We start from the raw sequence: 25,603 nt of genomic DNA, 5'->3' as shown, positions 1-25,603 counted from the left end.
GCAAATTCCTGTTGCAAAAATCCAAACCAGAGCGACGCTTTTTAAGATTTGGTTGCAATGCAGCATGAAAAGGGTATAGTTAGGGTTATCCCCTAGCTAATTACCCTGATTCTTTACCGGAGAGACGCCATGAAAACCACCGCTCAACAATCTTTGTTCGTTTCGTTCGGTTCGTTCCTGCGCTCGGCGAAGGCAACGGTGCGCCGTGAGTGGAATCGCGCGCTGCAATTGCATCTGCAAAACTGCGAGATGCTCGTCGAATCGTATCGCCGCACCAAGTAAGTCGGACAGTACCCGGTCAGAGTTTCAAAGCAACGCCCCGGAAGCGAATGGCTCCCGGGGCGTTTGTCTTTTGCAAGCGCGTACCGCAGCTCGCCAGAGCGACAACGGCGCGCCTCCGCACGGAGAGCGCGCCGTTGTCGCATCGGATGGCGACGTCTAGATCGCCCAGCCGCCGAGATAGAACACCGCGAGCACGATCGCGATCGCGACCGTCCCCACGTTCAGCTTGCGATACTCGCCCGCCACGATCCGCCCGATCACCAGCGTGCAGAAGCCAAGCATGATGCCGGTGACGATATTCGCCGACAGCACGATGAACACGGCGCATACGAGCCCGGACATGGAGTCGACGGTATCGTCCATGTGCAGCTTGCTCACGTTGCCGAGCATGAGCAGGCCGACGTACATCAAGGCGGGCGCCGTCGCGTAGGAGGGCACGAGACCGGCGAGCGGCGAAAGGAACATCACCGCGAGAAAGAGCAGGCCGACGACCGTTGCCGCAAGCCCCGTCTTTGCGCCCGCCGCCACGCCCACCGACGATTCGATATACGCCGCCGCCGGTGCACCACCGAAGCATGCGGAGAAGATCGAGCTGAGCGAATCGGCCGTCAGCGCGCGTCCGCCGTTGACGATGCGCCCGTTGGCGTCGATCTGACCCGCCTGGCCCGCGACGGCGCGGATCGTTCCGGTGGCATCGAACACGGCGGTCATCACGAGTGCGAGCACGCTCGGCAGCACGGCCATCGAGAGCGCGCCCTTGATGTCCATCGCGCCGATGAGCGACGCGTGTCCCGGCGTCGCGAGCGAAGGCAGCGCGAACACGCCGTGAAAGCGCACGGACGGATCGAAGATCAGGCCGATAGCCGACAGGCCGACCACCACGAGCAGAATGCCGCCCGGCACGCGCCGGCGTTCAAGCCCGAAAATCGCCGCCAGGCCGAGCACCGACATCAGCACGGGAAATGCGCGGATTGCGCCCAGCGAAACCGGCATACCCGGCGCGGGATTTTTAACGATCAGGCCGACGTCGTTGGACGCGATCAGCAGCAGAAACAAGCCGATGCCGATGCCCGTGCCATGCGCGACGCCCGTCGGCAGATTGCGCAAGATCCACGAGCGCACGCCAGTCACGGAGATCGCGGTGAAAACGACGCCCATCAGGAACACGGCGCCCAGTGCGATGGCAGGCGAGAGGCCTTTGCCGAGCACGAGACCGAACGCGGTGAATGCGGTCAGCGAGATGGCGCAACCAATCGCGATAGGCAGACGCGCCCATACGCCCATCAGCAGCGAGCCGAACGCGGTCGTGAGGCACACGGCGACGAACACCGCGCTGGTATCGAAACCGGCCTTGCCGAGCATGCCCGGCACGACGAACACGGAGTAGACCATGGCGAGAAAGGTCGTGATGCCCGCGACCACTTCGGTCTTTTCCGTGCTGCCAGCGAGCGATATGCCGAAGTAGCGGTCAAGAAAGCCGCCGCTCGCGGTCGGTGCCGTGTCCTCTCGTTCGATAGGGGAAATGTCGATGTCGCCAAGCTGCTGGGCGGGGGATTCCAACATGAGCTGCTCCTTTATCAGCACGCTGAAACGGTCGACCGTGCGCGCAATCAAGCGCACTGCGGTCCGTCGTCAGGGTCGTCTCGTATTTAGTTCTGGATGTAGCCTCGTGCTCGCCGCTGATGGCTGCACTCGGTCAGGACAAAGACTATGGGAACGCAACGCGAGGTCCAATCCCGTGGAAAACATGCCGCTCATGCCAACATTCTTATATTTCTGAGAGTCCTAAGCTGGCTGGGGCTTCCCGCCAGAACGATAAACGCCGGACTAGGGCAAATGCCTAGGCCGGCGTTGGGGGTGAATGCTTCGTCACGTACGCCCTGACAAACCCATTACTGCATGATTCGCGATACACCGCGTCCGCGCGGGTCGGACATGGGCTCGGGCGTGTCGCCGTTGATGCGGATAGCCTGAATGTCGCCATTGAAGCCTTGCATCGTGAACTTGTAGCCCTTGTCTTCGAGCTGCTTCACGACTTCCGGATCGAGCTGATGGAACGGCTCCTGGTAGATCGTGTCCGGCGGCAGCAACTGATGATGAAAACGCGTCGCGCCCACGGCTTCAGGTAGCGGCAAGTTGAAGTCGTAGACGTTCGAGAGCACCTGGAAGATCGACGTGAAAATGCGCGAGCCGCCCGGCGTGCCGATCACCATCGCGACCTTGTCGTCACGCGTGAGGATGGTCGGCGTCATGGAAGACAGCGGCCGCTTCTTCGGCTCGATGGCGTTGGCGTCGCTGCCGACCACGCCGAACATGTTCGGCACGCCCGGCTTGGAAGCGAAGTCGTCCATCTCGTCGTTGAGCACGACGCCCGTGCCTTCGGCGATCACGCCCGAGCCGAAGTAGCCGTTGATGGTGTACGTGTTCGACACCGCGTTGCCCCATTTGTCGACGACAGAAAAGTGCGTCGTCTCCGCTTTCTCGGGCATCGATGTACCGAGGCCCGGCAGCACGCTCTTCGTCTCCGAGGGCTTGTCGGGATTCACTTCCTGTGCGCGTTTCAGGATGTAGTCGTCGTCGGTGAGTTGTGCAACCGGCACCTTGTAGAAGTCGGGATCGCCGAGATATTGCGCACGATCGGCGAAGACGCGTTTCTCGATTTCCGCGACGAGGTGAATGTACTGCGCCGAATCCAGCGGCACGCCTTCGAACTTGTCCTTCAGGTCCGCCTTCATCTTGAGTAACTGCACGAGGCCGACACCGCCCGAACTCGGCGGCGGCGCGGTGATCACGCGATAGCCGTTCCAGCTCGCGACGATCGGTTGCCGCCAGACCGCCTTGTAGTCTTTCAGATCGCGCGACGTGATGAGGCCGTGGCCCGCCATGGAAGTGGCGATCAGCTCGGCCGTTCTGCCTTCGTAGAAGCCCTTGGCGCCCTTGTCGGAGATGCGCTGCAAGGTATCCGCGAGATCGGGCTGCTTAAATACCTGACCCGCCTTCATGCCGCCGAAGTAGAGATCGAAATTCGTCTTGCCGGCGAAATCCTTCGATGCGGCGTCACGCCGGGAAATCAGTTGATCGTCGACGAGAAAGCCGTTTTCCGCATACTTGATGGCGGGCGCGAGCACCTGCTTCCACTTCAGCTTGCCGAAGCGCTTTTGCGCCTGCCACATGCCTTCCACCGTGCCAGGCACGCCGACCGCGCGATGTCCGTAAAGGCTCATGCCCTTGATGACCTCGCCCTTGTCGTCGAGATACATGTTGCGTGTGGCGGTGAGCGGCGCGCGTTCGCGATAGTCGAGGAAGTACGGACGATGATCCACGTACAGCGTCATGAATCCGCCGCCGCCGATATTGCCCGCTTCCGGATAAGTCACCGCGAGCGTGAAGGCGATGGCGACGGCTGCATCGACCGCGTTACCGCCTTGCTTCAGGATCTGCTCGGCGGTGTCGGCGGCGAACTTGTCGGCAACCGCCACGGCCGAGGCGGTGAGGACTTGCGGCTGAGTGTCCGCGGTCTTGGCAACGGCGGGCGTGGTTTCGACGAAACCGGCCGCCAGAAGCGCCGAGGCAACGATGGCGCTCAATGCGAGCGTGCGAAAGCGCGGTTCTCTTTTCGACTGCATCTCCTGCGTTCTCCTTAGGCTTTTCGGGGTTGTAAGCGCTTATACCATGTTCGCGGCGCGCCAAGAAATGGCACGCGCCGCATCATGCGCTCAAGGCATCAACTGACCGCCGTTCACGTCGATGATCTGGCCAGTCACATAGCGCGACATAGCCTCGGAGGCGAGATAGAGGAACGCGCCGCTGCAGTCGTCCGGCTCGCCTATGAAGCCCATCGGAATCGACTTGCGGAAGGATTCGAGCTGTTCCGGCGAGGTGAAGCGCTCCTGAAACGGCGTCTGGATCACGCCGGGCGCGACGGCGTTCACGCGGATGCGATCGCCCATCAGTTCCTTGGCCATGCCCTTGGTGATCGTGCTGACAAAGCCTTTCGACGCCGCATAAAGCAGCGCGCCCGGACCGCCGCCGTTGCGCGCCGCGACTGACGTCACGTTGATGATCGAACCGCCGCCGCCCGAACGCAGCGAGGGCAGCGCCGCGCGCGTGAATGCAACCACCGAGCGCGCATTGATATGCATGACTTCGTCGAAGAGTTCGTCGGTAACGTCGCCGATCGGCTCGCGCTTGACGAGGCTTCCCGCGTTGTTGATGAGCACGTCGATCTTGCCGAACGCTTCGACTGTCGCGGCGACGGCGGCATCGATGGCCTTCGAATCGCGCACGTCCGCACCCACGGTAACGGCCGAGACCCCCAGCGCGCGCACGTCGCTCGCGACTTGCTCGGCTTGGTCCTTCGAGCTGTTGTAGTGCACCGCGACATTCGCGCCGTATTGGCCGAACGCACGCGCCGCCGCCGCGCTGATACCCGTGCTCGCGCCGGTGATGAGGATCGATTTGCCTTTCAGATCGTGCATGAGTGCTCCAGTGTGGTTGTTTTATGAACGGGACAGGTTGCGCCAGCCAAGAGTATACGGAGCATTCGCGGGCGGCGTCGGGCGGCGCGCAAGCCGCGCCCAAACCGGCCGCAAACAGTGGCAACATGTTCATCTGCTCACGTCGAAGTGAAACCAGGAGACGCACATGAACGCACAAGTCGATCCCATCCCCGCCGACCGTCAGGGCGTGATCCCGTACATCGCGGTGGCGGGCGGCGTGACGGCCATCGAGTTCTATACGAAGGTGTTCGGCGCTACCGAGATCTACCGGCTCGAACAGCCGGGCGGGCGCATCGGGCATGCGGAGTTGTCTATCGGCGGCAAGGTCGTCTATCTGTGCGACGAATTTCCGGAGATGGATGTGAAAGGCCCGCTCTCCATAGGGGGCAGCCCGGTGATGCTGCATCTCTATGTCGATGACGTCGATGCCGTTGCCCAGCGCGCGGTGGACCAGGGCGCGACCATTCTGCGCGCGGTCGAAGACCAGTTCTATGGCGATCGCGGCGGCAAGATCCGCGATCCGTACGGGCATGTGTGGTGGGTGGCAACGCACCGCGAAGATGTGTCGCCGGAGGAGATGCAGCGGAGGGCGGAGGCGTTGTTTGGCGGGGCGTGATTCTTCAACGCCCATCTGACGCGCTTACGATACGCGCGACGAGTCGGCTCGCGTGGAGCACGCGTCCGTCGGAACGACGCGCCGCGATTAATTCGCCAGCTACGAAGCGCGCTTGTCGGCGCGAGCGCGGCGCAGAATTCACTACGCATCGAAACGCGGGTGAACCGCGCGCCACGCTCGAACGAAGCCGCTACGCATCGAACGAATACGTCTCGACCACGCGCCGCACCGATTCCCTGAACGACGCGACGAGATCCGAACGAATGCCGCTGCCCGGATACGACAGCGCGTATTCATATTCGATATCGGTTTCGAACGGCCGCACGACCACGCCGTGCGAGCGCCAGACCTTGGCCGCAAACGGCTCGACGATCGACACGCCCAGACCGCCCGCGACCATCGCATAGCGCGTGTGGGCAGTGTCGGTGAGCACGGTGTAGCGCGGCCTTTCTTCGGTCGCCGAAATGAGCGATTGCTCCGCCTCGTAAGGCTGCCGCGCATTGGGCAGCCAGCCGATCAGCTTCTCGCCGCGCAAGTCGTCCGGACGGATGATCTTCTTCGCAGCGAGCTTGTGCGACGCGGGCATGGCGCAAAGCGCACGCGCTTTCAGCAAGGTCTCGACTTCAATGCCTGCCACCGCGGGAAATGCCTGACTCAAGGCAACATCGGCGGTGTGATTTTGCAGGCTGACGAGCACCTCGGGCACCTTCACCGAATCCACCTTGATCGGCACGCCCGGATGACGCTCCGTGAAGTCGGCAAGCACGGGCGGCAACAACGTGGTGGCCAACACCGGCATGCAGGCGACGGTCAGGCCGTCCGAGGCTTCGTCGCGGATCATCTGCGCGACCTGTTTCAGGCGCTCCAGTCCCAGGAAGTTTTCCTCGACGGACTTATAGAAGCGCAGGCCCGCGTTGGTCGGATTCAGACGGCCGCCGATACGGCTGAAGAGGCTGAAGCCGAGATCGGCTTCGAGATCGGCAATCAGGCGGCTGATGGCCGGTTGCGTCACATGGAGTTTGCGGGCGGCGCCGACGCTGGTGCCCGTCATGATGAGGCTACGGAATGCCTCGATCTGGCGAAAACGAATCATTTTGGGGACGGCTTTGTCAAGCGGCTCTGGTAGTGCAGTTTCGGTACTGCGAGGACGCAGATCTTATAGGAAACAATGCTTTACTGCCTTTTCGCTGCGCTTTGACGCATGCCGGCCGTGTGTGTTTGCCAACAATTCGCACGAGTATTCGAAAAATTTAGTCACTATAACCACATGTGAGTGGCATCCGTCTTATTGATACGAAATACTCGCCGCCAACCTAGAAGCGCGATGAAAGGCCCGGCGTAAGCCAAAGGCTGGCCGCGGCGCGCGGGGGCATTGCTTCGGGCTCTACGAATCTAGCCCTGATGATTCGTTGAGCCAATTGTTTAGTGCAGCCGAACTAAACGACCGGCGCAACAGCAACGATAACCAAGACAACGAGACAAGAAGGAAAACGCAATGCGCACGACCTCACTTACGCCCAAATACGCTCTCGCGATGCTCGCGGCGCTGGCCTTCACGATGTCGGCGCACGCTGCCATCGTGCCGTCGGGCGTTACGCTTGCCGCCAAGCAGGAACTGGTGCGCAATAACGGCTCCGAAGTCGAAACGCTCGACCCCGCGCTGGTCGAAACGGTCGTGGCGGCGAACGTCACGCGCGACCTGTTCGAGAGCCTCACCGCCGCCAACGCGGACGGCACCGTGGTGCCGGGCGTGGCCGAAAAGTGGGAGCAGAAGGACGCAACAACCTGGCTCTTCCATCTGCGCAAGAACGCCCGTTGGTCCAATGGCGAGGCTGTCAGCGCAAACGATTTCGTGTACGGCTGGCAGCGTTTCATCGACCCGAAGACGGCATCTTCTTATGCGAGCGTGTTCGGGCCGTTTCTCCTGAATGGCGCCGAGATCGTCGCGGGCAAGAAGCCGGCTAGCGCGCTCGGCGTGCGCGCCATCGACGCCTATACGATCGAAGTCAAGACCGCCGGCCTCGTGCCGTTCCTCCCGGAACTGATGTCGAATCAGAACTTTGCGCCGGTGTATCGCGCGGGCGTCGAGAAATATGGGAAAGACTGGACCAAGCCGGGCAAGCTCGTGAGCAACGGCGCGTTTCAGTTGAAGGACTGGCAGGTCAACAGCAAGCTCGTGCTGACGAAGAACGCGAGTTACTGGGACAAGGAACATGTGCAGCTGACGCAAGTGACCTATCTGCCCGTCGAGGACGAAAACACGGACGTGAAGGTCTTCCAGTCGGGCGATAACGACATGACTTATCAGATTCCGACTGGCACGTTTGCCAAGTATCGCCAGCAGTTTCCGAACGACATTCGCAATTCGCTGATCCTCGGCACGCGCTATTACAGCTTCAACAATCGCGATCCGCTCCTGAAGGACGTGCGCGTGCGCAAGGCCTTGTCGATGGTGATCGACCGCGATCTGCTCGCGCAGCGCGTGACCGCCGACGGCCAGACGCCCATGTACGGGCTGATGCCCAAGGGCGTGCAGGGCGCGGATGTATCGGCATATGACTGGTCTGCCTGGCCGATGTCCAAGCGCGTCGAGGAAGCGAAGAAACTGCTCGAACAAGCCGGCGTGAAACCCGGCACGAAGCTGCGTTTCGCCATGAACACGAGCGACTACAACAAGAAAATGGCGATTTTCGCGGCGTCGGAATGGAAGACCAAGCTCGGCCTCGACACGCAGATCGAATCGATGGAATTCAAGGTTCTGGTCAAGAAGCGTCACGAGGGCGACTATCAGATCGCGCGCAATGGCTGGGTCGCCGACTACAACGACGCCACCACGTTCCTCACGCTCGTGCAGTGCAAGTCCGAGCAGAACGACAACTTCAATTGCAATCCGAAGGCCGACGCGCTCGCGCAGCAAGCCAGCGAGACGACCGATCAGGCGAAGCGCACACAGTTGCAGACGCAGGCGGCGAAACTCGTGATGGAGGATTATCCGTTCCTGCCGCTCCTGCAATACGGCCTGCCGCGACTGGTGAAGAGCTACGTAGGCGGCTATTCGCTCAAGAATCCGATGGATCACTACGGCAGCAAGGACCTCTACATCGTCAAGCACTGAGATACCTATGTGGTCTTATACATTGCGGCGCGTGCTGCTCACGCTGCCTACGCTTCTCATCGTGATCACGGTGTGCTATTTGCTGCTGCACGCCACGCCCGGTGGTCCGTTCGACGGCGAGCGCAAGGTTTCCGCCGAAGTGCTCGCGAATCTGCAGGCGAAGTATCACCTCGGCGAGCCGTTGTGGAAGCAGTACCTGCTGTATCTCGACAGCTTGTTGCACGGCGACCTGGGCGCCTCGTTCCGCTATGCCGACTGGAGCGTGAACGAACTCGTGCTGCGCGCCTTGCCGGTGTCGCTCTCCATCGGCGGCGTGTCGATGCTGCTCGCCATCATTATCGGCGTCGCCTTCGGCGTGGCGGCGGCGCTTCGGCGCAACAGCATGATCGATTACGCGCTCATGTTCGTGAGCAACGCGGGCAACGCGTTTCCCTCGTTCGTGATCGGGCCGGTACTGATCCTCGTGTTCGCCATTGCGCTGAAATGGCTTCCCGCGGGCGGCTGGAACGACTTTCAGATGCGCTACATGGTGCTGCCCATCGCGCTGCTCGTGATGATCAACGTCGCCACCGTGGGCCGTGTGACGCGTGCGAGTCTCATCGAAGTGATGAACACGCAGTACATCCGCACCGCGCGCGCGAAGGGCTTGCCCATGCGCACCATCGTGCTTCGCCATGCGATGAAGCCCACGCTCATTCCAGTCGTCTCGGTGCTCGGTCCGCTCGCGATTTCATCGATCACGGCGGCGGTCGTGACGGAGTCCGTGTTCTCGTTGCCGGGCATCGGCAAGCTGATCGTGAACGGCGCGGCCAACCGCGATTACACACTGGTGCTGGGACTCGTCGTGCTCGTCACGGTGGTGGCCGTGCTGCTCAACCTTTTGGTCGACCTCGCCTATGCGTGGCTCGATCCGAAGATCCGTTACTAAAGGGCGCCCAATGAAATCCGTATCTTTAGCGCCGCTCTTGGAACAGGCCGTCGCGGGCCGAAGCCCCTGGCAGGACGCCCGCGCGCGCTTCGTGCGCAACAAGGCGGCGGTGGTCAGTCTCGCGTTGCTCGCGGTCATCACGCTTATCTGCGTAGTCGGACCGTGGCTCTTGCCGAATCAGTTCGATTCCGCCGACTGGAACGCCATGAGCGCCGCGCCCACGTTCGAAAACTGGCACCTCTTCGGCACCGACGAAACCGGGCGCGATCTGCTCGTTCGCTGTCTCATCGGCGGACGCGTGTCGCTCGTGATCGGCGCGCTCGCCACGTTGACATCGGTCACGCTCGGCATCGTGTGGGGCGCGCTGGCGGGGTTCATCGGCGGGAAGATCGATAACGCGATGATGCGTTTCGTCGACATGATGTACGCCATTCCGTACCTGCTGATCGCCATTCTCATGGTCACGCTGCTCGGCCGCGAGTTCTATCTCGTCGTGCTCACCATCACCGTGTTCTCGTGGATGGACATGGCGCGCGTGGTACGCGGCCAGACGCTCGCCATCCGCTCGAAGGAATACGTGGAAGCGGCGCGCGCCATCGGCGTGCCGACCTCGCGCATCATCGTGCGGCATGTGGTGCCGAATCTGCTCGGCATCGTCGCGATCTATACCACCGTCACGGTGCCCGGCGTCATTCTTACCGAATCCGTGCTGTCGTTTCTCGGGCTCGGCGTGCAGGAACCGATGACGAGCTGGGGCGTGCTGATTCAGGACGGCGTAGGCGTGATGGAAACCTCGCCGTGGATTTTGCTGTGTCCGGCGGCGCTGCTTTCGATCACGCTCTATTGCATCAACTTCGTCGGCGACGGTTTGCGCGACGCACTCGATCCGAAGGACAGGTGAGTCATGCCGCTACTTCAAGTCAGCGATCTACAGGTCGAGTTCAAGACCAACGACGCCACCGTGCGCGCGGTCAACGGCGTGAACTTCACGCTGGAAGCGGGGGAAACGCTCGGTATCGTCGGCGAATCGGGTTCGGGCAAGAGCCAGAGCGTGCTCGCCATGCTTGGGCTGCTTGCATCGAACGGACGCGCGAGCGGGCAGGCGCTGTATCGCGGGGAAAATTTGCTCGGGCTGTCGGGCAAGGCGCTGAACCGCATTCGCGGCAACCGTCTCTCGATGATCTTTCAGGACCCGATGAGTTCGCTCAATCCGTACCTGAGCATCGAACGGCAGATGACCGAAGTGCTCGAACTGCACAAGAACATGACGCGCCGCGCGGCGAAAAAGCGCGCCATCGGCATGCTCGAAGCGGTACGCATCCCGGAAGCGGCACATCGTATCGGACAATATCCGCATGAGTTGTCGGGCGGCATGCGTCAGCGCGTGATGATCGCCATGGCGCTGCTCTGCGAGCCCGAAGTGCTTTTCGCCGATGAACCGACCACCGCGCTCGACGTCACCGTGCAGGCGCAAGTGCTGCAATTGCTGCGCGATCTGCAGCGCGACTTCGGCACGTCGATCGTGTTGATCACGCACGACCTCGGCGTGGTGGCCGGTCTCTGCGAAAAGGTCATGGTGATGTACGGCGGCCGCGTGATGGAGCAGTGCGATGCAAGCAGCCTGTTTGCAAAGCCGTCGCATCCGTACACCATCGGGCTCTTGCGCGCGCTGCCGCGTCTAGACAAGAGCGGCGGCGAACTGACCGGCATTCCGGGCAATCCGCCGAACATGGCGCATCCGCCCGCGGGCTGCCCGTTTCACGAACGTTGCGCGCATGCCGCCGAAGACTGCGTGCAGCACGTGCCCGCGTTGCGGCCGGTCGATGGCGTGCACTGGCTGCGCGCCTGCCATCGTCCCGCCGAAGACATGATCACCCGCTATCAGGAGGCGAGCCATGTCTGATGCATCGGCCCCGACGATACTTTCCGTGCGCGATGTCCGCGTGCATTTTCAGGTGAAGTCGAAGAAGCGCTTGCCGTGGGCGCCGTCGCGCACGCTCAAGGCCGTCGACGGCGTGAGCTTCGATCTGAAGGCGGGCGAAACGCTCGGCGTGGTCGGCGAATCGGGCTGCGGCAAGTCCACGCTCTCGCGCGCCATTCTCAACCTCATCCCAGCGACCGCCGGCGATATCGTGTGGATGGGCGCGCCGTTGCGCGAAGCATCGACGCGCGAATGGCATCGCGTACGCGGCGACGTGCAGATGATCTTTCAGGACCCGCTGGCATCGCTCGATCCGCGTATGACGGTCGGGCAGATCATCGCGGAGCCTTTGCTCGAACATCGGCCGGGCATGAACCGGCACGAGATCGACGTTAAGGTGCGCGCGTTGATGGCGAAGGTGGGTCTGCGCGAGCAGATGATCAACCGCTATCCGCACGAGTTTTCGGGCGGGCAGTGTCAGCGCATCGGCATTGCGCGCGCGCTGATCGTCGAGCCGAAACTCGTGATCTGCGACGAGCCGGTGTCCGCGCTCGATGTCTCCATCCAGGCGCAAATCGTCAATTTGCTGAAGTCGCTTCAGAAGGAGATGAAGCTCTCGCTGATCTTCATCGCGCACGATCTCGCCGTGGTGCGCCATATCTCCGACCGCGTGATGGTGATGTACCTCGGCCGCGTGATGGAGCTTGCCGACAAACACGCGCTCTATGAAACGCCGCGCCATCCGTACACGCGCGCGCTGCTTTCGGCCGTGCCGGTGCCGGACCCGTCGGTCGAGCGCGCCAAGGTCGTGCAGATTCTTTCCGGCGATATTCCGAGCCCGATCGACCCGCCATCGGGCTGCGTGTTTCATACACGCTGTCCCATGGCCGAGTCGCGTTGTTCGCTCGAGACGCCCACGTTGCGCGCGTTGGCGGAGAAATCCTCCGCCGCCTGCTTCTTTGCTTGATTACATCTAAACACGTCGAATAGAGGAACCCGGAAACTCGTCATAAAGCACTATCAATTTCGCTCGCGCGCAGCATGGCGCGTCTTCTGTTCGCCCTAGCCGTTTGCCACGTTCGTCCCGACCGTTTGTATCGCCGGACGTGGCTTTTCGCATCCGTTCGTTTCGGAATCCTTCATGGATTTCGATGGAGCAATCAACAGGTTGAGTCAGTAGTTGGAGATACTTTTCATGAAAAAACAAAAACGTTCCCTCGCGCTTTCTATTTTGCTTTTCAGCGGCTTCATGGCCGCTTCGGTCGCGTCCTACGGGCAACAAGCCCCGGCACCGACCGACGATACCGACCCGCCGTCGCGGCACACCGAGGCGCCGCCTTCATCGCCGCCCAATACCGAGGCAGATGCGCCCGTGAGCAATCAGGCGAAATCGAAAGGGCTGATCGAAGACTCGCATCTGAACTTGCTCACGCGCTCTTACACCGAGCATTTCGAAGCGAAGGGCGCGGAGAAGAAGGACGCGTGGGTGCTCGGCGAGCAAGCGGTATTCGAATCGGGTTACACGCGCGGTCTCGTCGGTCTCGGTTTCGATCTGACGATGTTCGGCGCGCTCAAGCTCAACGGCGGCAGCGGCGCGGGCAACCGCGTACGGATCGGCGCGCCGGGCGAAGCGGGGCGCACGCAACTTGCGTGGGCGTATCCCGGCGTGTGGGACGTGAAGGCGCGTGTTTCGAACACCGTGTTCAAGTACGGCCAGCAACTCTTCGATAACCCGTTCCTCGTGCCGCACGACAATCGCGCGCTGCCGCCGACATATCGCGGCTTCTCGCTTGCCAGCGACGAGATCAAGAACCTGACCTTGAAGGCCGGTACCGTGGATGGCGTGATCGCGCGCGGCATGGCGAGCGTTACGAGCCTGACCACCGAGTACGGCGGCACGCACATGTCGCAGTTCACGTATTTCGGCGGCGACTGGACCCATGGCGACGATACCGCCGTCACGCTCTACGGCAGCGTCGCGAACAACGTGTGGCAGCAGTACTACCTCTCGGCGACGCAAAGTATCGGCGACCCGAAAACCGTGCGCTGGACCGGCGCGCTGAACTACTACTACACGGGCGCGATCGGCGACAAGCGCCAAGGCTCGATCAACAACAACGCGTACAGCCTGGCGCTTGCCGGCACGCACGGCGCGCATACGCTTCAATTCGCGTTTCAGCAGATTGCAAGCGATCAGTTCTTCGACTACGTGGGCCAATCCGCGGGCGACTATCTCTCGAATTCGCTGGATGTCGACTACAACGCGCCGCACGAAAAGTCCGTGAGTCTGTCGTATTCGCTCAACATGAAGGAGTACGGCGTGCCCGGCCTGAAGTTCACGCTGTGGGGCGCGTATGGCTGGGACGCGGATGCGACCGCCATGGCCAACCAATATGCCAACCCGGATAGCAGCCAGCACGGGCTCTACTGGAAGGACGGGCAGCCGGTGCATGGCACGCACTATGAAATTGGCGTGATCCCGAGCTATACGGTGCCGGACGGCAAGTTCAAGAACACGTCGGTCAAGTTCTACTACATGCACCATCACGGCAGCCAATACTATTCGGACGGAACGAGCGACGTGTATCGACTCATGGTCAACGTCCCAGTGAACGTGTTCTGACGCGAAGCGAGAATCCTACAAAATCTCCTCTTTACATTACGTATAGCTTTCATATATAAAGAGAGTGCGTGTTGCGGATTGCCATGTCTCGCCCACGCCCATCGCCCGGCAGCCTCGTGACTGCCGGGCTTTTTTTCGTCCGTTCAACGCGCGGCGGTTAGCTTTCATGCGCTTACGGTATGCATCGTTCTAAGTGAAAACCCCGCCGTTTCTTTCGCTTGACTTACTTGATATATCAAATACTGTGTATATGCGATGGCGGTCGAAGCGTCATCGCAGGAGGCGCCGCTCGGCGTCCGATTACACAAGGCAAGGAGACATGCATGGGAACCGACCGGATGGATCGCGAGACGGAGACGTCGCGCCTGGCGTCGCCGTGGGTGCAGTTGGTGTTCGGCGTGATTTGCATGGCGATGATCGCCAACATGCAGTACGGGTGGACGCTCTTCGTCAATCCGATCGACGAGAAGTATCACTGGGGCCGTGCATCGATTCAGGTCGCGTTCACTATCTTCGTGGTTACCGAGACGTGGCTCGTGCCCGTGGAGGGGTATCTCGTCGACAAATACGGTCCGCGTCCTGTCGTCGTGTGCGGCGGCTTGCTGTGCGCGATTGCCTGGGTTATCAACTCGGTGGCGTCGTCACTGCCGCTCTTGTACTTCGCGGCGGCGGTGGGCGGCATCGGCGCGGGCGCGGTGTATGGGACGTGCGTCGGTAACGCGCTCAAGTGGTTCCCCGAGCGACGCGGCCTCGCGGCGGGCATCACGGCGGCGGGCTTCGGCATGGGATCGGCCGCGACTGTCGTGCCGATTGCGCACATGATCAAGTCGAGCGGATACGAAGCCACGTTCCTATGGTTCGGACTCGGTCAGGGACTCGTGGTGTTCCTGCTCGGCATGGCGCTTTACGCGCCGCCCGCGCAGATGCTCGCCGCGGTCAAGAGCAAGTTGAAGCGCGCCGTCTACAACGCGAGCCCGAAGCAGGTGTTGAGTTCGCCGATCTTCTGGGTGATGTACATCATGTTCGTGATGATGGCCGCCGGCGGATTGATGGCAACCGCGCAACTCGGGCCAATCGCGAAGGACTTCGGGTTGCACGATTCGCCCGTGTCGCTGCTTGGCCTGACGTTGCCGGCGCTGACTTTTGCGCTGACCATCGACCGCGTGCTCAATGGCTTGACTCGACCGTTCTTCGGTTGGGTATCGGACCGTATCGGACGCGAGAACACCATGTTCATCGCCTTTGCGATCGAAGCGGTGGGCATCGTCGCGTTATCGCGATACGGGCAGAGTCCGGTGGCGTTCGTGGTGCTGACGGGTATCGTGTTCTTCGCGTGGGGGGAAATCTACAGGCTCTTTCCCGCGACGTGCGGCGATACCTTCGGCCCGAAGTTCGCGGCCACCAATGCCGGGTTGCTGTACACGGCGAAGGGAACGGCTGCGTTGCTGGTGCCGTTCTCGAGCGTGATCACATCGATGACGGGAAGCTGGCACGCGGTCTTCATGCTGGCGGCGGGCATGGCGGCAATATCCGCGCTGCTCGCGCTCTTCGTACTCAAGCCGATGCGCAATGCCCATTCGCAGAAGCATGCGCGCGCGGCGGGGTTGGAGATGGGGTATTCGCCGGTGAAGGAGTAGAGCGCAAGGCGCGGGCGGGTGGCGTTAGGCGTCGCCCGTCTCGTCTCGTTGGTGCTTTATCGCATGGTGCATCAGCATGGCGGCGACGGCTTCGGGCGCCTCTCAAAGAAGCGAATGAAGCGCCAAGTCGGCGCACCCGCGCCGACGCTAGAACCGCATGCCCATGTTGCACATGCCGAAGCCAATGCCATTGGTGGCGAAGCCGGCGCATCCCAGAATGCCGCATCCGCCAAGCGCGGATAAGACTGCGAAAACCGCGGCGGCGGCAAGAAAAGTACGAACCTGCTTCATGATGTCGAAACGGAAGAAACGTGGCGCCGCGATTGTCGCTCAATGGCTAGGCACGTTTGTCACAAAGCGTGAATGCCGAATGAATCACGCTTAACCGCCAGGGCATCGCTCAATGCGGAATCGGCAGCTTGACCGGATCGCCGTCGCCTGCCACCGCAAAGACCAGCAGCTTCGCCGGCTTGGTCGCGCTCGCATTCTTCGATACGAGGTGATGCGCGCCGGGCGGCTCGTACCACGATTCGCCCGGCCCGTAGGTCTTCGCGGAGGACCCTTCGAGTTGTGACGTGACATGACCTTCCAGCACATACGCGAAGATCGAGCCGGGGTGCATATGCGCCTCGGATGCCTGCCCCGGCTTATACGAGACAGTCGCCATCAGCACGTTCTTGCCCGCGATCTCGGGAATCGCCTGCTTCATCACGGGCGTGACGACTTCCGCGGCTGCATCGTGCGCGAACACCCTGGACGCGCTCAACGCCAGCGCCGCCGTCAACATCATGATCTTGCGAAGGTTCATGGTTTTTACCTCACGCGGGAATCTTGCGGAACGCGATCGAAAAGCGGTTCCAGCTATTGATCGCGGCGATGAGCAGCGTCAAGTCGACGATTTCCTCGTTGCTGAAATGCGGCTTCACGGCGGTCCAGACGGCATCGGGTACGTGCTCCTCGGACACGAGCGTGAGCGCCTCGGTCCATTCCAGCGCGGCACGTTCGCGGTCGGTGAAGAACGGCGTTTCGCGCCAGACGACGACCGTCGCCAGCCGGCGATCCGTTTCGCCGCCCTTGCGCGCGTCGGTGGTGTGCATATCGACGCAAAACGCGCAGCCGTTGATCTGCGATGCGCGCAGGCGGACCAGCTCGGTCAGCGATTTCTCGAGTCCGCATTTGGCGATGCGCTCTTCGACACCAACGAGCGCCTTGATCGCGGCGGGGCTGGCTTTGTAGAAGTCGAGACGTGATTCCATGATGATTTCCTCTTCGCTTGGGGTTTGAAAGAGCGTCCTGAGTGACGCGACAGATGTAGATTAGTCGCCGGATTGGTTTTATGAAATGGCCGATTTTTGGTAATTTCAGGTGACCAATAACCGGTGAAAAAAAGCCCGAGACGATCAGTCGCGGGCTCGCTGACAGCGCTCATTCCAGCGCGGAAGCCGGTCCGAAAAACTCGTAGCGGCTCTGCGCATCCGGCACGCCGAGCGTCTTCAGATGCTTTTTCACCGCCTTCATGAAGGGCTTCGGCCCGAGAAAATAGGCATCGACGTCGCGAGTCACGGGCAGCCATCGCGCGAGCAGGGTTTCATCGACGAAACCAGTGCCGTGCGCTTCCTGGTCGCCATCGCGCTGCTGTTCATAGCAATAGAAACGCTTCAGTTGCGGATGCTGTGCCGCCAGTTGATCCACCACCTCGCGAAACGCGTGCACGCCGCCGTGGCGCGCCGAATGAATGAAGTGCACCGGTCGATTCGGATTGGCGACGAGCGCGGCATGCAGCATGGCAAGCGTCGGCGTGATCCCGACGCCACCGCTGATCAGCACGAGCGGCTTCTCGTTATGTTCGAGCCTGAAGTCGCCAGCGGGCGGATAAAGCTCGATGACATCGTTTTCACGTACGTTCGCATGCAGAAAACCGGACACGCGGCCGTTCGCTTCGCGCTTTACGCTGATGCGGTACTCGCGACCATTCGGCGCGGCGGACAGCGAGTAGTTGCGGCGCATTTCTTCGCCATCGATATAAACGCGCAGCCCGATGTATTGGCCCGGATGAAAGTCGAGCAGGGCGCCGCTATCTTCGGGCACGAGATAGAACGACACGATCTCCTCGCTCTCCGCGACCTTGCGCGTGACCACGAATCGCCGCGTGCCGCGCCAGCCGCCCGGCGCCTTCTCGCGTTCGCTGTACATGCCTTCTTCCAAGCCGATCAACAGATCCGCGAGTTGCCGATACGCGGCGGACCATGCCTCGATCACGGCATCGGTGGCGATTTCCTCGCCGAGCACTTCACGGATCGACCTGAGCAGGCAGCGTCCCACGATCGGATAATGTTCCGGGCGGATATCGAGCGCGACGTGCTTATTGATGATCTGCCCGACGAGTCGGCCGAGCTGTTCCAGTTGGTCGATGTGCCGCGCGTACATCAAGACGCCGTTGGCAAGGGCACGCTGCTGCGCGCCGCTCGCCTGATGCGCCTGGTTGAACATCGGACGCACTTCGGGATTCTCGTCGATGAGCATTTTGTAGAAGTGCGTGGTGAGCGCCTCGCCGCCGCTTTCCAGAAGCGGCACGGTGGCTTTGACGATGGCGCGGTGTTCGGGTGACAGCATGGTCGGAGTCCTCGTTCCAGGGCGAAGCAGGGAGCGCTTCGTCTCGCAATTTGCAATACAGGTTCCGTGCCAGAGTAGAATTATCATTAAATCAATTGCTTACCTTCGCACATGGTCGATTCGACTCTAGTCAGAAAGACTGCTGAAGTAGTCGCAATGACTTCGCGTGTATTGCTCGACGCGCTCGTTCCACTGATCGAAGACCTCTCGCACGAGATGCCGGACACCGAGCGATATCGTCGCCTTTTGCGTACGCTGCGCGCGCTTTTTCCGGGCGACGCCGCCGCGCTCCTGCGACTCGATGGCGACATGCTCGTGCCGCTCGCGATCGACGGGTTATCTGGCGATACGCTCGGCAGGCGCTTCCGCGTCGGCGATCATCCGCGTTTTGCCCGCATCCTCGCGCGCAGCGAACCGACGCGCTTCGCCGCCAACTCCGATCTGCCCGATCCTTACGACGGCCTCGTCAAGGGCGTGGACGGTCATCTCGAAGTACACGATTGCCTCGGCTGCACGCTTTTCATCGACGAACGACCTTGGGGTTTGCTCACACTCGACGCACTCGATCCCGCGCGCTTCGACGACATCGACATGGCTTCGCTTCAGGCGTTTCTCAGTCTCGCGGCGGCGACCGTGAGTGTGGCCGAACGCATCGATACGCTCGCGCGCACGGGCGAAGCCGAACGGCAGCGCGCGGAGTCGTATCGGCAGGCGAACGGGACGCGTCGCCGCGAGATGATCGGCAATAGCGAGCCGCACAAGCGCTTGCTGGAAGACATCGCGATCGTCGCTACGAGCGAGCTGACCGTGCTCATTACCGGTGAAACGGGCGTCGGCAAGGAACTCGTCGCGAGCGAGATTCATGCGCTCTCGTCGCGGGCCGACAAGCCGCTCGTGAGCCTCAATTGCGCGGCGCTGCCGGATACGCTCGTCGAAAGCGAACTCTTCGGGCACGTGCGCGGTGCGTTCTCGGGCGCGTCGTCGGACCGGCGCGGCAAATTCGAACTGGCCGACGGCGGCACGCTTTTTCTCGATGAAGTCGGCGAACTGCCGCTCGTCGTGCAGGCCAAGCTCTTGCGCGTGCTGCAGAACGGGCAGTTGCAGCGCATTGGGTCGGACAGCGAGCATAAGGTCGATGTGCGGCTCATCGCCGCGACCAATCGCGATCTCGTCGAGGAAGTCCGGGCGGGACGGTTTCGCGCGGATTTTTATCATCGGTTGTCGGTTTATCCGCTCGTCGTGCCGCCGTTGCGTGAGCGCGGACGCGACGTCCTGTTGCTCGCGGGCTTCTTTCTGGAGGAGAACCGCGCGCGCCTCGGCCTTCTGAGCCTGCGCCTTTCCGCCGATGCGCAAGCCGCGCTGCTTGCTTACGACTGGCCGGGAAATGTCCGCGAACTTGAGCATCTGATCGCGCGCAGCGCATTGAAGGCGCTCGCGGGCGTGCGCGAACGTCCGCGCATCCTGACGCTTACCGCCGCCGACTTCGGTCTCGCCGACACCACGCGCACCGCGTCACCGGGCGCGCCGCCGACACCTGCCGCCGGCGTCGATTTCCGCGAAGCCGTCACCGCCTACGAACGCACGATCGTCCTCGATGCGCTCGCGCGTAACGGGCAGAACTGGGCATCGACGGCGCGTGAGCTTGGCGTCGACCGGGCAAATCTCAATCGTCTCGCGCGCCGCCTCGGGCTCAAGTAAGCGCGCAAATATTTTTCTCGAAAATCTTCACGCGGACGCGCAAAGCGTTTATTGGTGAGGCTAGGCAAGACGGCATGGCGTGGTTACGCATCTCAAAATAATGCGGTTCATTGATCTGGCGCAAACAACGATCACTCGATCCGCACGCAGCAAACGCGCGGATTGAGACAATCTGCAGGCTGGGAAAAACGGTTGGGCTCTTCTAAGATCAGAAGTGCAAAAACGACGATCCGCCGATCCAACCACCCGACAATCATCAGCAGTACGAGCATTGCATTGCACTGAACAACAAGCGCCGGCGACCGCATTGACGTGCACGTCCGGCTGATCGAACACGGCAACTCGAAACGGGGGATACGTGGGAAACGTGGGATACGTGACTAAGCGCACCGCACTCCTGTTGTCCACGCTATTGGCATTCGCGAGCATGGGCGCATTCGCGGCGGAGCCGGCGCTCGAGCGCGCCCCGGACACCATGCAGGCCCGCGTCATGGGCTGCGCCGCCTGTCACGGCGCGCAGGGCGAAGGCACCGGCAACGACTACTTCCCGCGTCTTTCGGGCAAGCCCGCAGGCTATCTGTACAACCAGTTACTCGCGTTTCGGGACGGGCGCCGCAAGTATCCGCCGATGAACTATCTGCTCGCGTATCTACCGGATGCGTATCTCAGGCAGATCGCCGATTACTTCGCGGGCGAGCGTCCGCCATTCCCGCCGCCGAGCGCCGTCACGGCCGATACGAAGACGCTCGATTACGGCAAGGCGCTCGTCACGAAGGGCGATTCCGCGCGCAACGTGCCCGCATGCGTGAGTTGCCACGGCGGCGCGATGACCGGCATGGAGCCCGCCATTCCCGGCTTGCTCGGCTTGCACGCCGACTACATCAGCGCGCAACTCGGGGCATGGCGCTACGGCACGCGCACGACCATCGCGCCCGACTGCATGCGCCACGTCGCGCAGCAGTTGAGCGAGCGCGATATCACCGCCATCGCCGCCTTCCTCGCGTCGTTGCCCGCGCCGCCCGATGTGTCGCCGGTCGCGGCCGGAAGCCTCAAGATGCCGCTCGCTTGCGGCAGCGTCCATAACTAACCGAGGAACCGACGTGCTTCGATTCCGACAACTTGGGACGCTTGCCTTGGCGGTGTTCTTTGCGGCCTGCGCCGTATCGGCGGGCAACGCGTCTGCACAGACGAAGAGTGCCGATGCCGCCACGGTCCAGCGCGGCGAATACCTCGCGCGCGCGGGCGATTGCATCGCGTGCCATACGTTGCCCGCTGGCAAGACCTTCGGCGGCGGCCGTCCCATGGATACGCCGTTCGGCACGCTCTTCACGCCGAACATTTCGTCGGACAAGGAGACCGGACTCGGCAACTGGACCGCCGACGAGTTCTACCGAATGATGCACACCGGCCGCTCGAAGGACGGCTCGCTGCTCTATCCGGCCATGCCGTTCACGTCCTACACCAAGGTCACGCGAGCCGACTCCGACGCCATTTATGCGTTTCTCATGTCCACGCCGCCCGTGCATCAGCCGAACCGGCCGCATGAACTGCGCTTTCCGTTCAACCGGCGCGAACTGCTGATCGGCTGGCGCTCGCTCTTTTTCAGGGAGGCCGAATATCGACCGGACCCGAAGCAATCGGTGGAATGGAATCGCGGCGCGTATCTCGTCGAAGGACTCGGGCATTGCTCGATGTGCCATACCGCGATCAACGCGCTCGGCGGCAATGTCGCGTCGAAGGCATTCGAAGGCGGCCTGATCCCGATTCAGAACTGGTACGCGCCCTCGCTTACGTCGAACAAGGAAGCGGGATTGGGCGACTGGAGTATCGACGAAATCGTGGGCTTGCTGCACGCGGGCGTCTCGCATCGCGGCGCGGTGTATGGACCGATGGCCGAAGTGGTCTACGACAGCCTGCAATATCTCTCCGAAGACGACGTGCGCGCGATGGCCGTCTATCTGAAGGCGTTGCCCGCGCGCTCCGGCGACAAGTCCGAGCCGCCGACCCAGGCCGTGGTCGAACAGCGTACGAATCTCTCGCCGCTCGGCAAGAAGATTTATGACGCCCAATGCGCCGAATGTCACGCGGCCCAGGGCCAGGGCAAGCCGCCCGATTTTCCGCCACTCGCGAACAATCAGTCCATCGTCATGAACTCGGCCGTGAACCCTATCCGCATGGTGCTGAACGGCGGCTATCCACCCGGCACGTTCAAGAATCCGCGTCCATACGGCATGCCGCCGTTCGCGCAGTCGCTGTCCGACGTGGAGGTCGCGGCGGTCGTCACGTATATCCGCACCGCGTGGGGCAATCGCGGCGCGCCGGTGACGGTGAAGGAAGTCAACGAGCTGCGCTCCGCGCCGCTTTATTGAGGATCGACGACACATGAACGAAGACCCGAACGAAGACGCGCGGCTCGATGAAATAGTCAAGAGCGGCCCCGGCGGCGCGCTCGCGCTCGCGGGTATTTCCACCGCGATCGTCATCGGACTGTGGTTCGTCTTTTACTTCGCCGTGTTCTTGCCGCGCGGGGTGATTCAGTGATCGTGATTCGTCGAGGCGGCAGATAAATGGCCATTTCCCCCGGTTCGCATGAAGTCGCCGAGCGCGTCGAAAAACGCTGGGCAATGCTTGTCATGGCGATCGTCGTCGTGCTCGTCGCGATGGTGGTCTACACCGGCATCCACTGGGCAATGATGCCGCCTTCGCGCGTCGAGACCGTGCGCCCTGAATCGCTGCATGTATCGGGCGAATTCATCGAAAGCAATCTCGGCAGCGCGCCCGAGGCGGATGGCTCGGTGACGGTGCGGATCGTCGCGCAGCAGTATTCGTTCACGCCGCAATGTCTCGTGGTGCCCGCAGGCGTGCCGGTTACGTTCCGCGCGACGAGTTCGGACGTGGTGCACGGCTTTCTGATCGAGAACACCAACATCAATTCGATGCTCGAACCGGGTTACGTCTCGACCTTCAAGACGACATTCAACCAACCCGGCGAGCACCTGATGCCATGCCACGAATACTGCGGCACCGGGCATCAGAACATGTGGGCGCATGTGAAAGTGGTGGATCGCGCCGAGTTCATGCAGATGGCCGCGCAATTGCCGGCCAATTCGCGGAGAGTGTCCTGTGTTAAATAGCAAGCGCCTCGTCCTCGCGCATTTCTGGCTGGCGTTCATCGCCTTCGGTGTCGCGCTTTTGCTCGGCGCGTGGCAGATGCTGGTGCGCAGTCCGCTGCATCCGTGGCTGCAGAATCCGGAGCTGTACTACCGCTCGGTGACGGCGCACGGCTCGGCCATGGGCTACGTGTTTCCGACCCTGATCGCCATGGGCTTCGGCTATGCGGTAAGCGAACTGGCGCTGAAGCGCCCGCTCGTCGGAAAGCGTTGGGCGTGGCTCGGCTTCTGGCTCGTCGCGATAGGCTCCGTCACCGCGATGGCGCCTGTCGCCATGGGTCTTGCGTCGGTGCTCTACACCTTCTATCCGCCGATGATCGGCAACGCGTTCTATTACATCGGCGTGGTGCTGGTGGTCGTCGGCTCGTGGATCTGGGTCGCGCTGATGTCGGTGAACCTCGCGGCGTGGAAGCGCGACAATCGCGGCAAGCCGGTGCCGCTCGCCATGTTCGCGACAGTCGCGGGCGCTTATTTGTGGGGCTGGACGGCGGTGGGCGCGGCCATCGAAGTGCTGTTCATGATTCTGCCGGTGGCGCTCGGCCTCAAGCACACCATCGACGCGGGACTTGCGCGCGTGTTCTTCTCGTGGACGCTGCACGCTATCGTTTATTTCTGGCTGATGCCCGCGTATATCGCGTATTACACGATCATTCCGCGCGCCATTGGTGGGCGTCTTTACAGCGATGCGATGGCGCGCATCTCCTTCATTCTGTTTCTCGTGGTGTCGATGCCCATCGGCATTCACCATCTGTTCGCCGATCCGCAAGTCGGCTCGGGCTTCAAGTTCATGCATTCGGTGTTCACGGCGCTGGTCGCGGTGCCGACGCTCTTGACCGTGTTCACCATCTGCGCGTCGGTGGAGATCGCGGCGCGGTTGCGCGGCGGCAAGGGCGCGCTCGGGTGGATCAAGGCGCTGCCCTGGTCCAATCCCATGATGCTCGCCGTCGCCTTCTCCTTCGTGATGCTCGGCTTCGGCGGCGCGGGCGGGCTCATCAACATGAGTTATCAGCTCGACTCGACCGTGCACAACACGCAATGGGTGACGGGGCATTTTCATCTGATCTTCGCGGGCGCCATCGTCATCATGTACTTCGCGATCGCCTACGATCTGTGGCCGCATCTCACCGGCCGCGCGCTGCAAAACCTGAAGCTGATGCGCTGGCAGTTGTGGCTGTGGTTCGTCGGCATGATCGTGCTGACGTTCCCGTGGCATTACGTCGGCGTGCTCGGCATGCCGCGACGCATGGCCTTCTACGACTATACGGACCCTGCTATCGCGGCGCAGGCCGTGTCCGTGATCGTCTCGGTGATCGGCGGGTTCATTCTCGTGGTCTCGGCGGTGCTGTTCTTCATCGTGCTCATACAGGCGCATCGCGCGCCGCGCGTGACGGTCGAGGAATTCCGCTTCAGCCGCGCGTTGCATGAGCCGCGCAGCATACCGGTGGCGTTGAACAGCTTCGCGCTGTGGCTCGTGCTGATGATCGGCCTCACGCTCGTCAACTACGGTTATCCCATCGCGCAGCTTCTCTCGCGGCCGGATACCGCCGTGCCCGCGGTTCCCATCGGAGCGCAGCGATGAGCGACGAACGCCTCTTCACCTTCAGGAACCGCTGGTTCGCGACGAGCGTGCTGGGGATGATCGGCATCGCGGTGGTGTCGGCGCTGATCGGCTTCGTGTGGCTGCCTTCGGTGCATCGCGACGAGCCGTTCACGGGCGTCTGGAACGCCATCTGCAGCGCGGCGGGTGTGCCGCGCAGCTGGTACGCGGGCGAGGGCGGAAAGACCGTCGAGCCGACCGTCACGCTCACGGGTGTCGAAGTCACGCCGCAGTTGCTCGTGAACGTCAACGCGAGCGCGGTTGGACGCGGCGCGACGCTGGCTCTGCGCTGCACGATGTGTCACGGCGAGCGCGGCATGAGCGAGGCCAATTCGCCGAATCTCGCGGGCCAGTATGCGTCGGTGATCTACAAACAGTTGATCGATTTTCAGAAGGGCGCGCGCAATAACGCGGTGATGTCGCCGATGGCCGTGAATCTCTCCGATCAAGACATGCGCGATCTTGCCGCTTACTACGCGAGCTTGCCGAGGCCGCCCGCGCAGCGCAAGGTGAGCGCGTCGCTCGCGCCTTCGATCGTTTCCCACGGTGCGCCGATGCGCAACATCGCGCCCTGCGCGACGTGTCACGGCGGTATCGACAGCAAGGCGGGCAGCCCGTGGCTCGACGGCTTGCCGGCCGCTTATACGAAGGCGCAGTTGACCGCTTTTGCCAATGGCACGCGCACCAACGATATCAACGAAGTCATGCGCAACGTGGCGCGCAACATGACGCCGGACGAGATCGAAGCCGCGGCGGCTTACTATGCGCGGGAGCTGGACGGGCATTGAGCGGCTGCAACTGCACGCTATCGCCGTTCGGGAAGCAGGGGTTTCGTTGCCGCGCTGGTTCGGTTTCTGTATCGTGGTCCGTTCAATGCTGCGTTTTGCGCAGCAGGCACCGGACC

23 protein-coding genes are annotated in these 25,603 nt (G+C 62.1%); 16 read left to right on the top strand and 7 right to left on the bottom strand.

Annotated features, from left to right (window positions below):
* The first annotated feature begins 129 nt into the window (after nt 1-129).
* Entirely contained in the window at nt 130-282 is a 153-nt protein-coding gene (locus NCT04_RS18910; RefSeq protein ID WP_244829554.1) for a hypothetical protein, read from the top strand.
* Nucleotides 283-438: 156 nt separating this feature from the next.
* On the opposite strand, the gene NCT04_RS18905 is transcribed toward NCT04_RS18910, so the two are convergent.
* From NCT04_RS18905 to NCT04_RS18895, 3 genes are all read right to left on the bottom strand, one after another.
* A complete protein-coding gene (locus NCT04_RS18905; RefSeq protein ID WP_244829561.1) occupies nt 439-1,845 on the bottom strand; it encodes an NCS2 family permease in 1,407 nt (468 codons plus the stop codon).
* Nucleotides 1,846-2,174: 329 nt separating this feature from the next.
* Complete coding sequence (gene ggt / locus NCT04_RS18900) at nt 2,175-3,908, bottom strand: gamma-glutamyltransferase (RefSeq protein ID WP_250467169.1); 1,734 nt, start codon at nt 3,906-3,908, stop codon at nt 2,175-2,177.
* Nucleotides 3,909-3,998: 90 nt separating this feature from the next.
* On the bottom strand, nt 3,999-4,760 hold the full coding sequence (locus NCT04_RS18895; protein WP_250467167.1) for an SDR family NAD(P)-dependent oxidoreductase: 762 nt from the start codon (nt 4,758-4,760) through the stop codon (nt 3,999-4,001).
* Nucleotides 4,761-4,926: 166 nt separating this feature from the next.
* Between NCT04_RS18895 and NCT04_RS18890 the strand changes: the two genes are divergently transcribed.
* The gene (locus NCT04_RS18890; RefSeq protein ID WP_244829566.1) at nt 4,927-5,397 is read left to right on the top strand and encodes a VOC family protein; all 471 of its coding nucleotides are present in this window, start codon (nt 4,927-4,929) and stop codon (nt 5,395-5,397) included.
* A 190-nt stretch (nt 5,398-5,587) separates the two neighbouring features.
* On the opposite strand, the gene NCT04_RS18885 is transcribed toward NCT04_RS18890, so the two are convergent.
* Nucleotides 5,588-6,490, bottom strand: a complete 903-nt coding sequence (locus tag NCT04_RS18885; RefSeq protein ID WP_250467166.1) for a LysR substrate-binding domain-containing protein — start codon at nt 6,488-6,490, stop codon at nt 5,588-5,590.
* 402 nt (nt 6,491-6,892) lie between these two features.
* Between NCT04_RS18885 and NCT04_RS18880 the strand changes: the two genes are divergently transcribed.
* The 7 genes from NCT04_RS18880 to oxlT all read left to right on the top strand — a co-directional run bounded on the left by NCT04_RS18880 (nt 6,893) and on the right by oxlT (nt 15,621).
* Entirely contained in the window at nt 6,893-8,512 is a 1,620-nt protein-coding gene (locus NCT04_RS18880; protein WP_250467164.1) for a peptide ABC transporter substrate-binding protein, read from the top strand.
* A gap of 7 nt (nt 8,513-8,519) precedes the next feature.
* Nucleotides 8,520-9,440: an oligopeptide ABC transporter permease OppB gene (oppB, locus tag NCT04_RS18875; RefSeq protein ID WP_244829572.1), complete on the top strand. Its 921-nt coding sequence runs from the start codon at nt 8,520-8,522 to the stop codon at nt 9,438-9,440.
* Nucleotides 9,441-9,450: 10 nt separating this feature from the next.
* The gene (locus NCT04_RS18870) at nt 9,451-10,341 is read left to right on the top strand and encodes an ABC transporter permease subunit (RefSeq protein WP_250467162.1); all 891 of its coding nucleotides are present in this window, start codon (nt 9,451-9,453) and stop codon (nt 10,339-10,341) included.
* Nucleotides 10,342-10,344: 3 nt separating this feature from the next.
* On the top strand, nt 10,345-11,343 hold the full coding sequence (locus tag NCT04_RS18865; RefSeq protein WP_250467160.1) for an ABC transporter ATP-binding protein: 999 nt from the start codon (nt 10,345-10,347) through the stop codon (nt 11,341-11,343).
* Nucleotides 11,336-12,328 carry a murein tripeptide/oligopeptide ABC transporter ATP binding protein OppF gene (oppF, locus tag NCT04_RS18860; protein ID WP_250467158.1) on the top strand — a complete coding sequence of 331 codons (993 nt, stop codon included), beginning with the start codon at nt 11,336-11,338 and terminating at the stop codon, nt 12,326-12,328. The genes NCT04_RS18865 and oppF overlap by 8 nt, the downstream gene beginning before the upstream one ends.
* A 228-nt stretch (nt 12,329-12,556) precedes the next feature.
* Nucleotides 12,557-13,984, top strand: coding sequence for an OprD family outer membrane porin (locus tag NCT04_RS18855; protein WP_250467156.1), 1,428 nt, complete (start codon nt 12,557-12,559; stop codon nt 13,982-13,984).
* Between the two features lie 323 nt (nt 13,985-14,307).
* Nucleotides 14,308-15,621 (top strand): oxalate/formate MFS antiporter, encoded by a 1,314-nt coding sequence (gene oxlT, locus NCT04_RS18850; protein ID WP_250467154.1) that lies wholly within the window; start codon nt 14,308-14,310, stop codon nt 15,619-15,621.
* A gap of 400 nt (nt 15,622-16,021) precedes the next feature.
* Here oxlT and NCT04_RS18845 read toward each other — a convergent pair whose 3' ends face one another.
* The 3 genes from NCT04_RS18845 to hmpA form a co-directional block, all read right to left on the bottom strand.
* Entirely contained in the window at nt 16,022-16,429 is a 408-nt protein-coding gene (locus tag NCT04_RS18845; RefSeq protein WP_244829591.1) for a cupin domain-containing protein, read from the bottom strand.
* Nucleotides 16,430-16,439: 10 nt separating this feature from the next.
* On the bottom strand, nt 16,440-16,877 hold the full coding sequence (locus tag NCT04_RS18840; RefSeq protein ID WP_250467152.1) for a carboxymuconolactone decarboxylase family protein: 438 nt from the start codon (nt 16,875-16,877) through the stop codon (nt 16,440-16,442).
* A gap of 169 nt (nt 16,878-17,046) precedes the next feature.
* Complete coding sequence (gene hmpA, locus NCT04_RS18835; protein WP_250467150.1) at nt 17,047-18,234, bottom strand: NO-inducible flavohemoprotein; 1,188 nt, start codon at nt 18,232-18,234, stop codon at nt 17,047-17,049.
* 111 nt (nt 18,235-18,345) lie between these two features.
* Here hmpA and norR point away from each other — a divergent pair, with 111 nt between their 5' ends.
* The 7 genes from norR to NCT04_RS18800 all read left to right on the top strand — a co-directional run bounded on the left by norR (nt 18,346) and on the right by NCT04_RS18800 (nt 25,487).
* The gene (gene norR, locus NCT04_RS18830; protein WP_250467149.1) at nt 18,346-19,932 is read left to right on the top strand and encodes a nitric oxide reductase transcriptional regulator NorR; all 1,587 of its coding nucleotides are present in this window, start codon (nt 18,346-18,348) and stop codon (nt 19,930-19,932) included.
* A gap of 427 nt (nt 19,933-20,359) precedes the next feature.
* Nucleotides 20,360-21,019, top strand: coding sequence for a c-type cytochrome (locus NCT04_RS18825; protein WP_244829697.1), 660 nt, complete (start codon nt 20,360-20,362; stop codon nt 21,017-21,019).
* A gap of 13 nt (nt 21,020-21,032) precedes the next feature.
* Nucleotides 21,033-22,301 (top strand): c-type cytochrome, encoded by a 1,269-nt coding sequence (locus NCT04_RS18820; protein ID WP_244829595.1) that lies wholly within the window; start codon nt 21,033-21,035, stop codon nt 22,299-22,301.
* 13 nt (nt 22,302-22,314) lie between these two features.
* On the top strand, nt 22,315-22,473 hold the full coding sequence (locus NCT04_RS18815; RefSeq protein WP_244829596.1) for a hypothetical protein: 159 nt from the start codon (nt 22,315-22,317) through the stop codon (nt 22,471-22,473).
* A 26-nt stretch (nt 22,474-22,499) separates the two neighbouring features.
* Complete coding sequence (locus NCT04_RS18810; protein ID WP_244829597.1) at nt 22,500-23,066, top strand: cupredoxin domain-containing protein; 567 nt, start codon at nt 22,500-22,502, stop codon at nt 23,064-23,066.
* Nucleotides 23,056-24,681, top strand: coding sequence for a b(o/a)3-type cytochrome-c oxidase subunit 1 (locus tag NCT04_RS18805; RefSeq protein ID WP_244829598.1), 1,626 nt, complete (start codon nt 23,056-23,058; stop codon nt 24,679-24,681). Before NCT04_RS18810 ends, NCT04_RS18805 begins: the two co-directional genes overlap by 11 nt.
* On the top strand, nt 24,678-25,487 hold the full coding sequence (locus NCT04_RS18800; RefSeq protein ID WP_250467147.1) for a c-type cytochrome: 810 nt from the start codon (nt 24,678-24,680) through the stop codon (nt 25,485-25,487). The genes NCT04_RS18805 and NCT04_RS18800 overlap by 4 nt, the downstream gene beginning before the upstream one ends.
* Nucleotides 25,488-25,603 lie beyond the last annotated feature (116 nt).

It is taken from the genome of Caballeronia sp. GAFFF2, assembly GCF_023631485.1.
Lineage (GTDB): Bacteria > Pseudomonadota > Gammaproteobacteria > Burkholderiales > Burkholderiaceae > Caballeronia.
The sequence above is the reverse complement of the archived record's forward strand: the minus strand, read 5'-3'. Positions and strand labels throughout refer to the sequence as shown.

Excerpts from the sequence above, each read along its gene's own strand:
- NCT04_RS18910 (WP_244829554.1), top strand. The coding sequence starts at position 130 with ATGAAAACCACCGCTCAACAATCTTTGTTCGTTTCGTTCGGTTCGTTC.
- NCT04_RS18905 (WP_244829561.1), bottom strand. The coding sequence starts at position 1,845 with ATGTTGGAATCCCCCGCCCAGCAGCTTGGCGACATCGACATTTCCCCT.
- ggt (WP_250467169.1), bottom strand. The coding sequence starts at position 3,908 with ATGCAGTCGAAAAGAGAACCGCGCTTTCGCACGCTCGCATTGAGCGCC.
- NCT04_RS18895 (WP_250467167.1), bottom strand. The coding sequence starts at position 4,760 with ATGCACGATCTGAAAGGCAAATCGATCCTCATCACCGGCGCGAGCACG.
- NCT04_RS18890 (WP_244829566.1), top strand. The coding sequence starts at position 4,927 with ATGAACGCACAAGTCGATCCCATCCCCGCCGACCGTCAGGGCGTGATC.
- NCT04_RS18885 (WP_250467166.1), bottom strand. The coding sequence starts at position 6,490 with ATGATTCGTTTTCGCCAGATCGAGGCATTCCGTAGCCTCATCATGACG.
- NCT04_RS18880 (WP_250467164.1), top strand. The coding sequence starts at position 6,893 with ATGCGCACGACCTCACTTACGCCCAAATACGCTCTCGCGATGCTCGCG.
- oppB (WP_244829572.1), top strand. The coding sequence starts at position 8,520 with ATGTGGTCTTATACATTGCGGCGCGTGCTGCTCACGCTGCCTACGCTT.
- NCT04_RS18870 (WP_250467162.1), top strand. The coding sequence starts at position 9,451 with ATGAAATCCGTATCTTTAGCGCCGCTCTTGGAACAGGCCGTCGCGGGC.
- NCT04_RS18865 (WP_250467160.1), top strand. The coding sequence starts at position 10,345 with ATGCCGCTACTTCAAGTCAGCGATCTACAGGTCGAGTTCAAGACCAAC.
- oppF (WP_250467158.1), top strand. The coding sequence starts at position 11,336 with ATGTCTGATGCATCGGCCCCGACGATACTTTCCGTGCGCGATGTCCGC.
- NCT04_RS18855 (WP_250467156.1), top strand. The coding sequence starts at position 12,557 with ATGAAAAAACAAAAACGTTCCCTCGCGCTTTCTATTTTGCTTTTCAGC.
- oxlT (WP_250467154.1), top strand. The coding sequence starts at position 14,308 with ATGGGAACCGACCGGATGGATCGCGAGACGGAGACGTCGCGCCTGGCG.
- NCT04_RS18845 (WP_244829591.1), bottom strand. The coding sequence starts at position 16,429 with ATGAACCTTCGCAAGATCATGATGTTGACGGCGGCGCTGGCGTTGAGC.
- NCT04_RS18840 (WP_250467152.1), bottom strand. The coding sequence starts at position 16,877 with ATGGAATCACGTCTCGACTTCTACAAAGCCAGCCCCGCCGCGATCAAG.
- hmpA (WP_250467150.1), bottom strand. The coding sequence starts at position 18,234 with ATGCTGTCACCCGAACACCGCGCCATCGTCAAAGCCACCGTGCCGCTT.
- norR (WP_250467149.1), top strand. The coding sequence starts at position 18,346 with ATGGTCGATTCGACTCTAGTCAGAAAGACTGCTGAAGTAGTCGCAATG.
- NCT04_RS18825 (WP_244829697.1), top strand. The coding sequence starts at position 20,360 with ATGGGCGCATTCGCGGCGGAGCCGGCGCTCGAGCGCGCCCCGGACACC.
- NCT04_RS18815 (WP_244829596.1), top strand. The coding sequence starts at position 22,315 with ATGAACGAAGACCCGAACGAAGACGCGCGGCTCGATGAAATAGTCAAG.
- NCT04_RS18810 (WP_244829597.1), top strand. The coding sequence starts at position 22,500 with ATGGCCATTTCCCCCGGTTCGCATGAAGTCGCCGAGCGCGTCGAAAAA.
- NCT04_RS18800 (WP_250467147.1), top strand. The coding sequence starts at position 24,678 with ATGAGCGACGAACGCCTCTTCACCTTCAGGAACCGCTGGTTCGCGACG.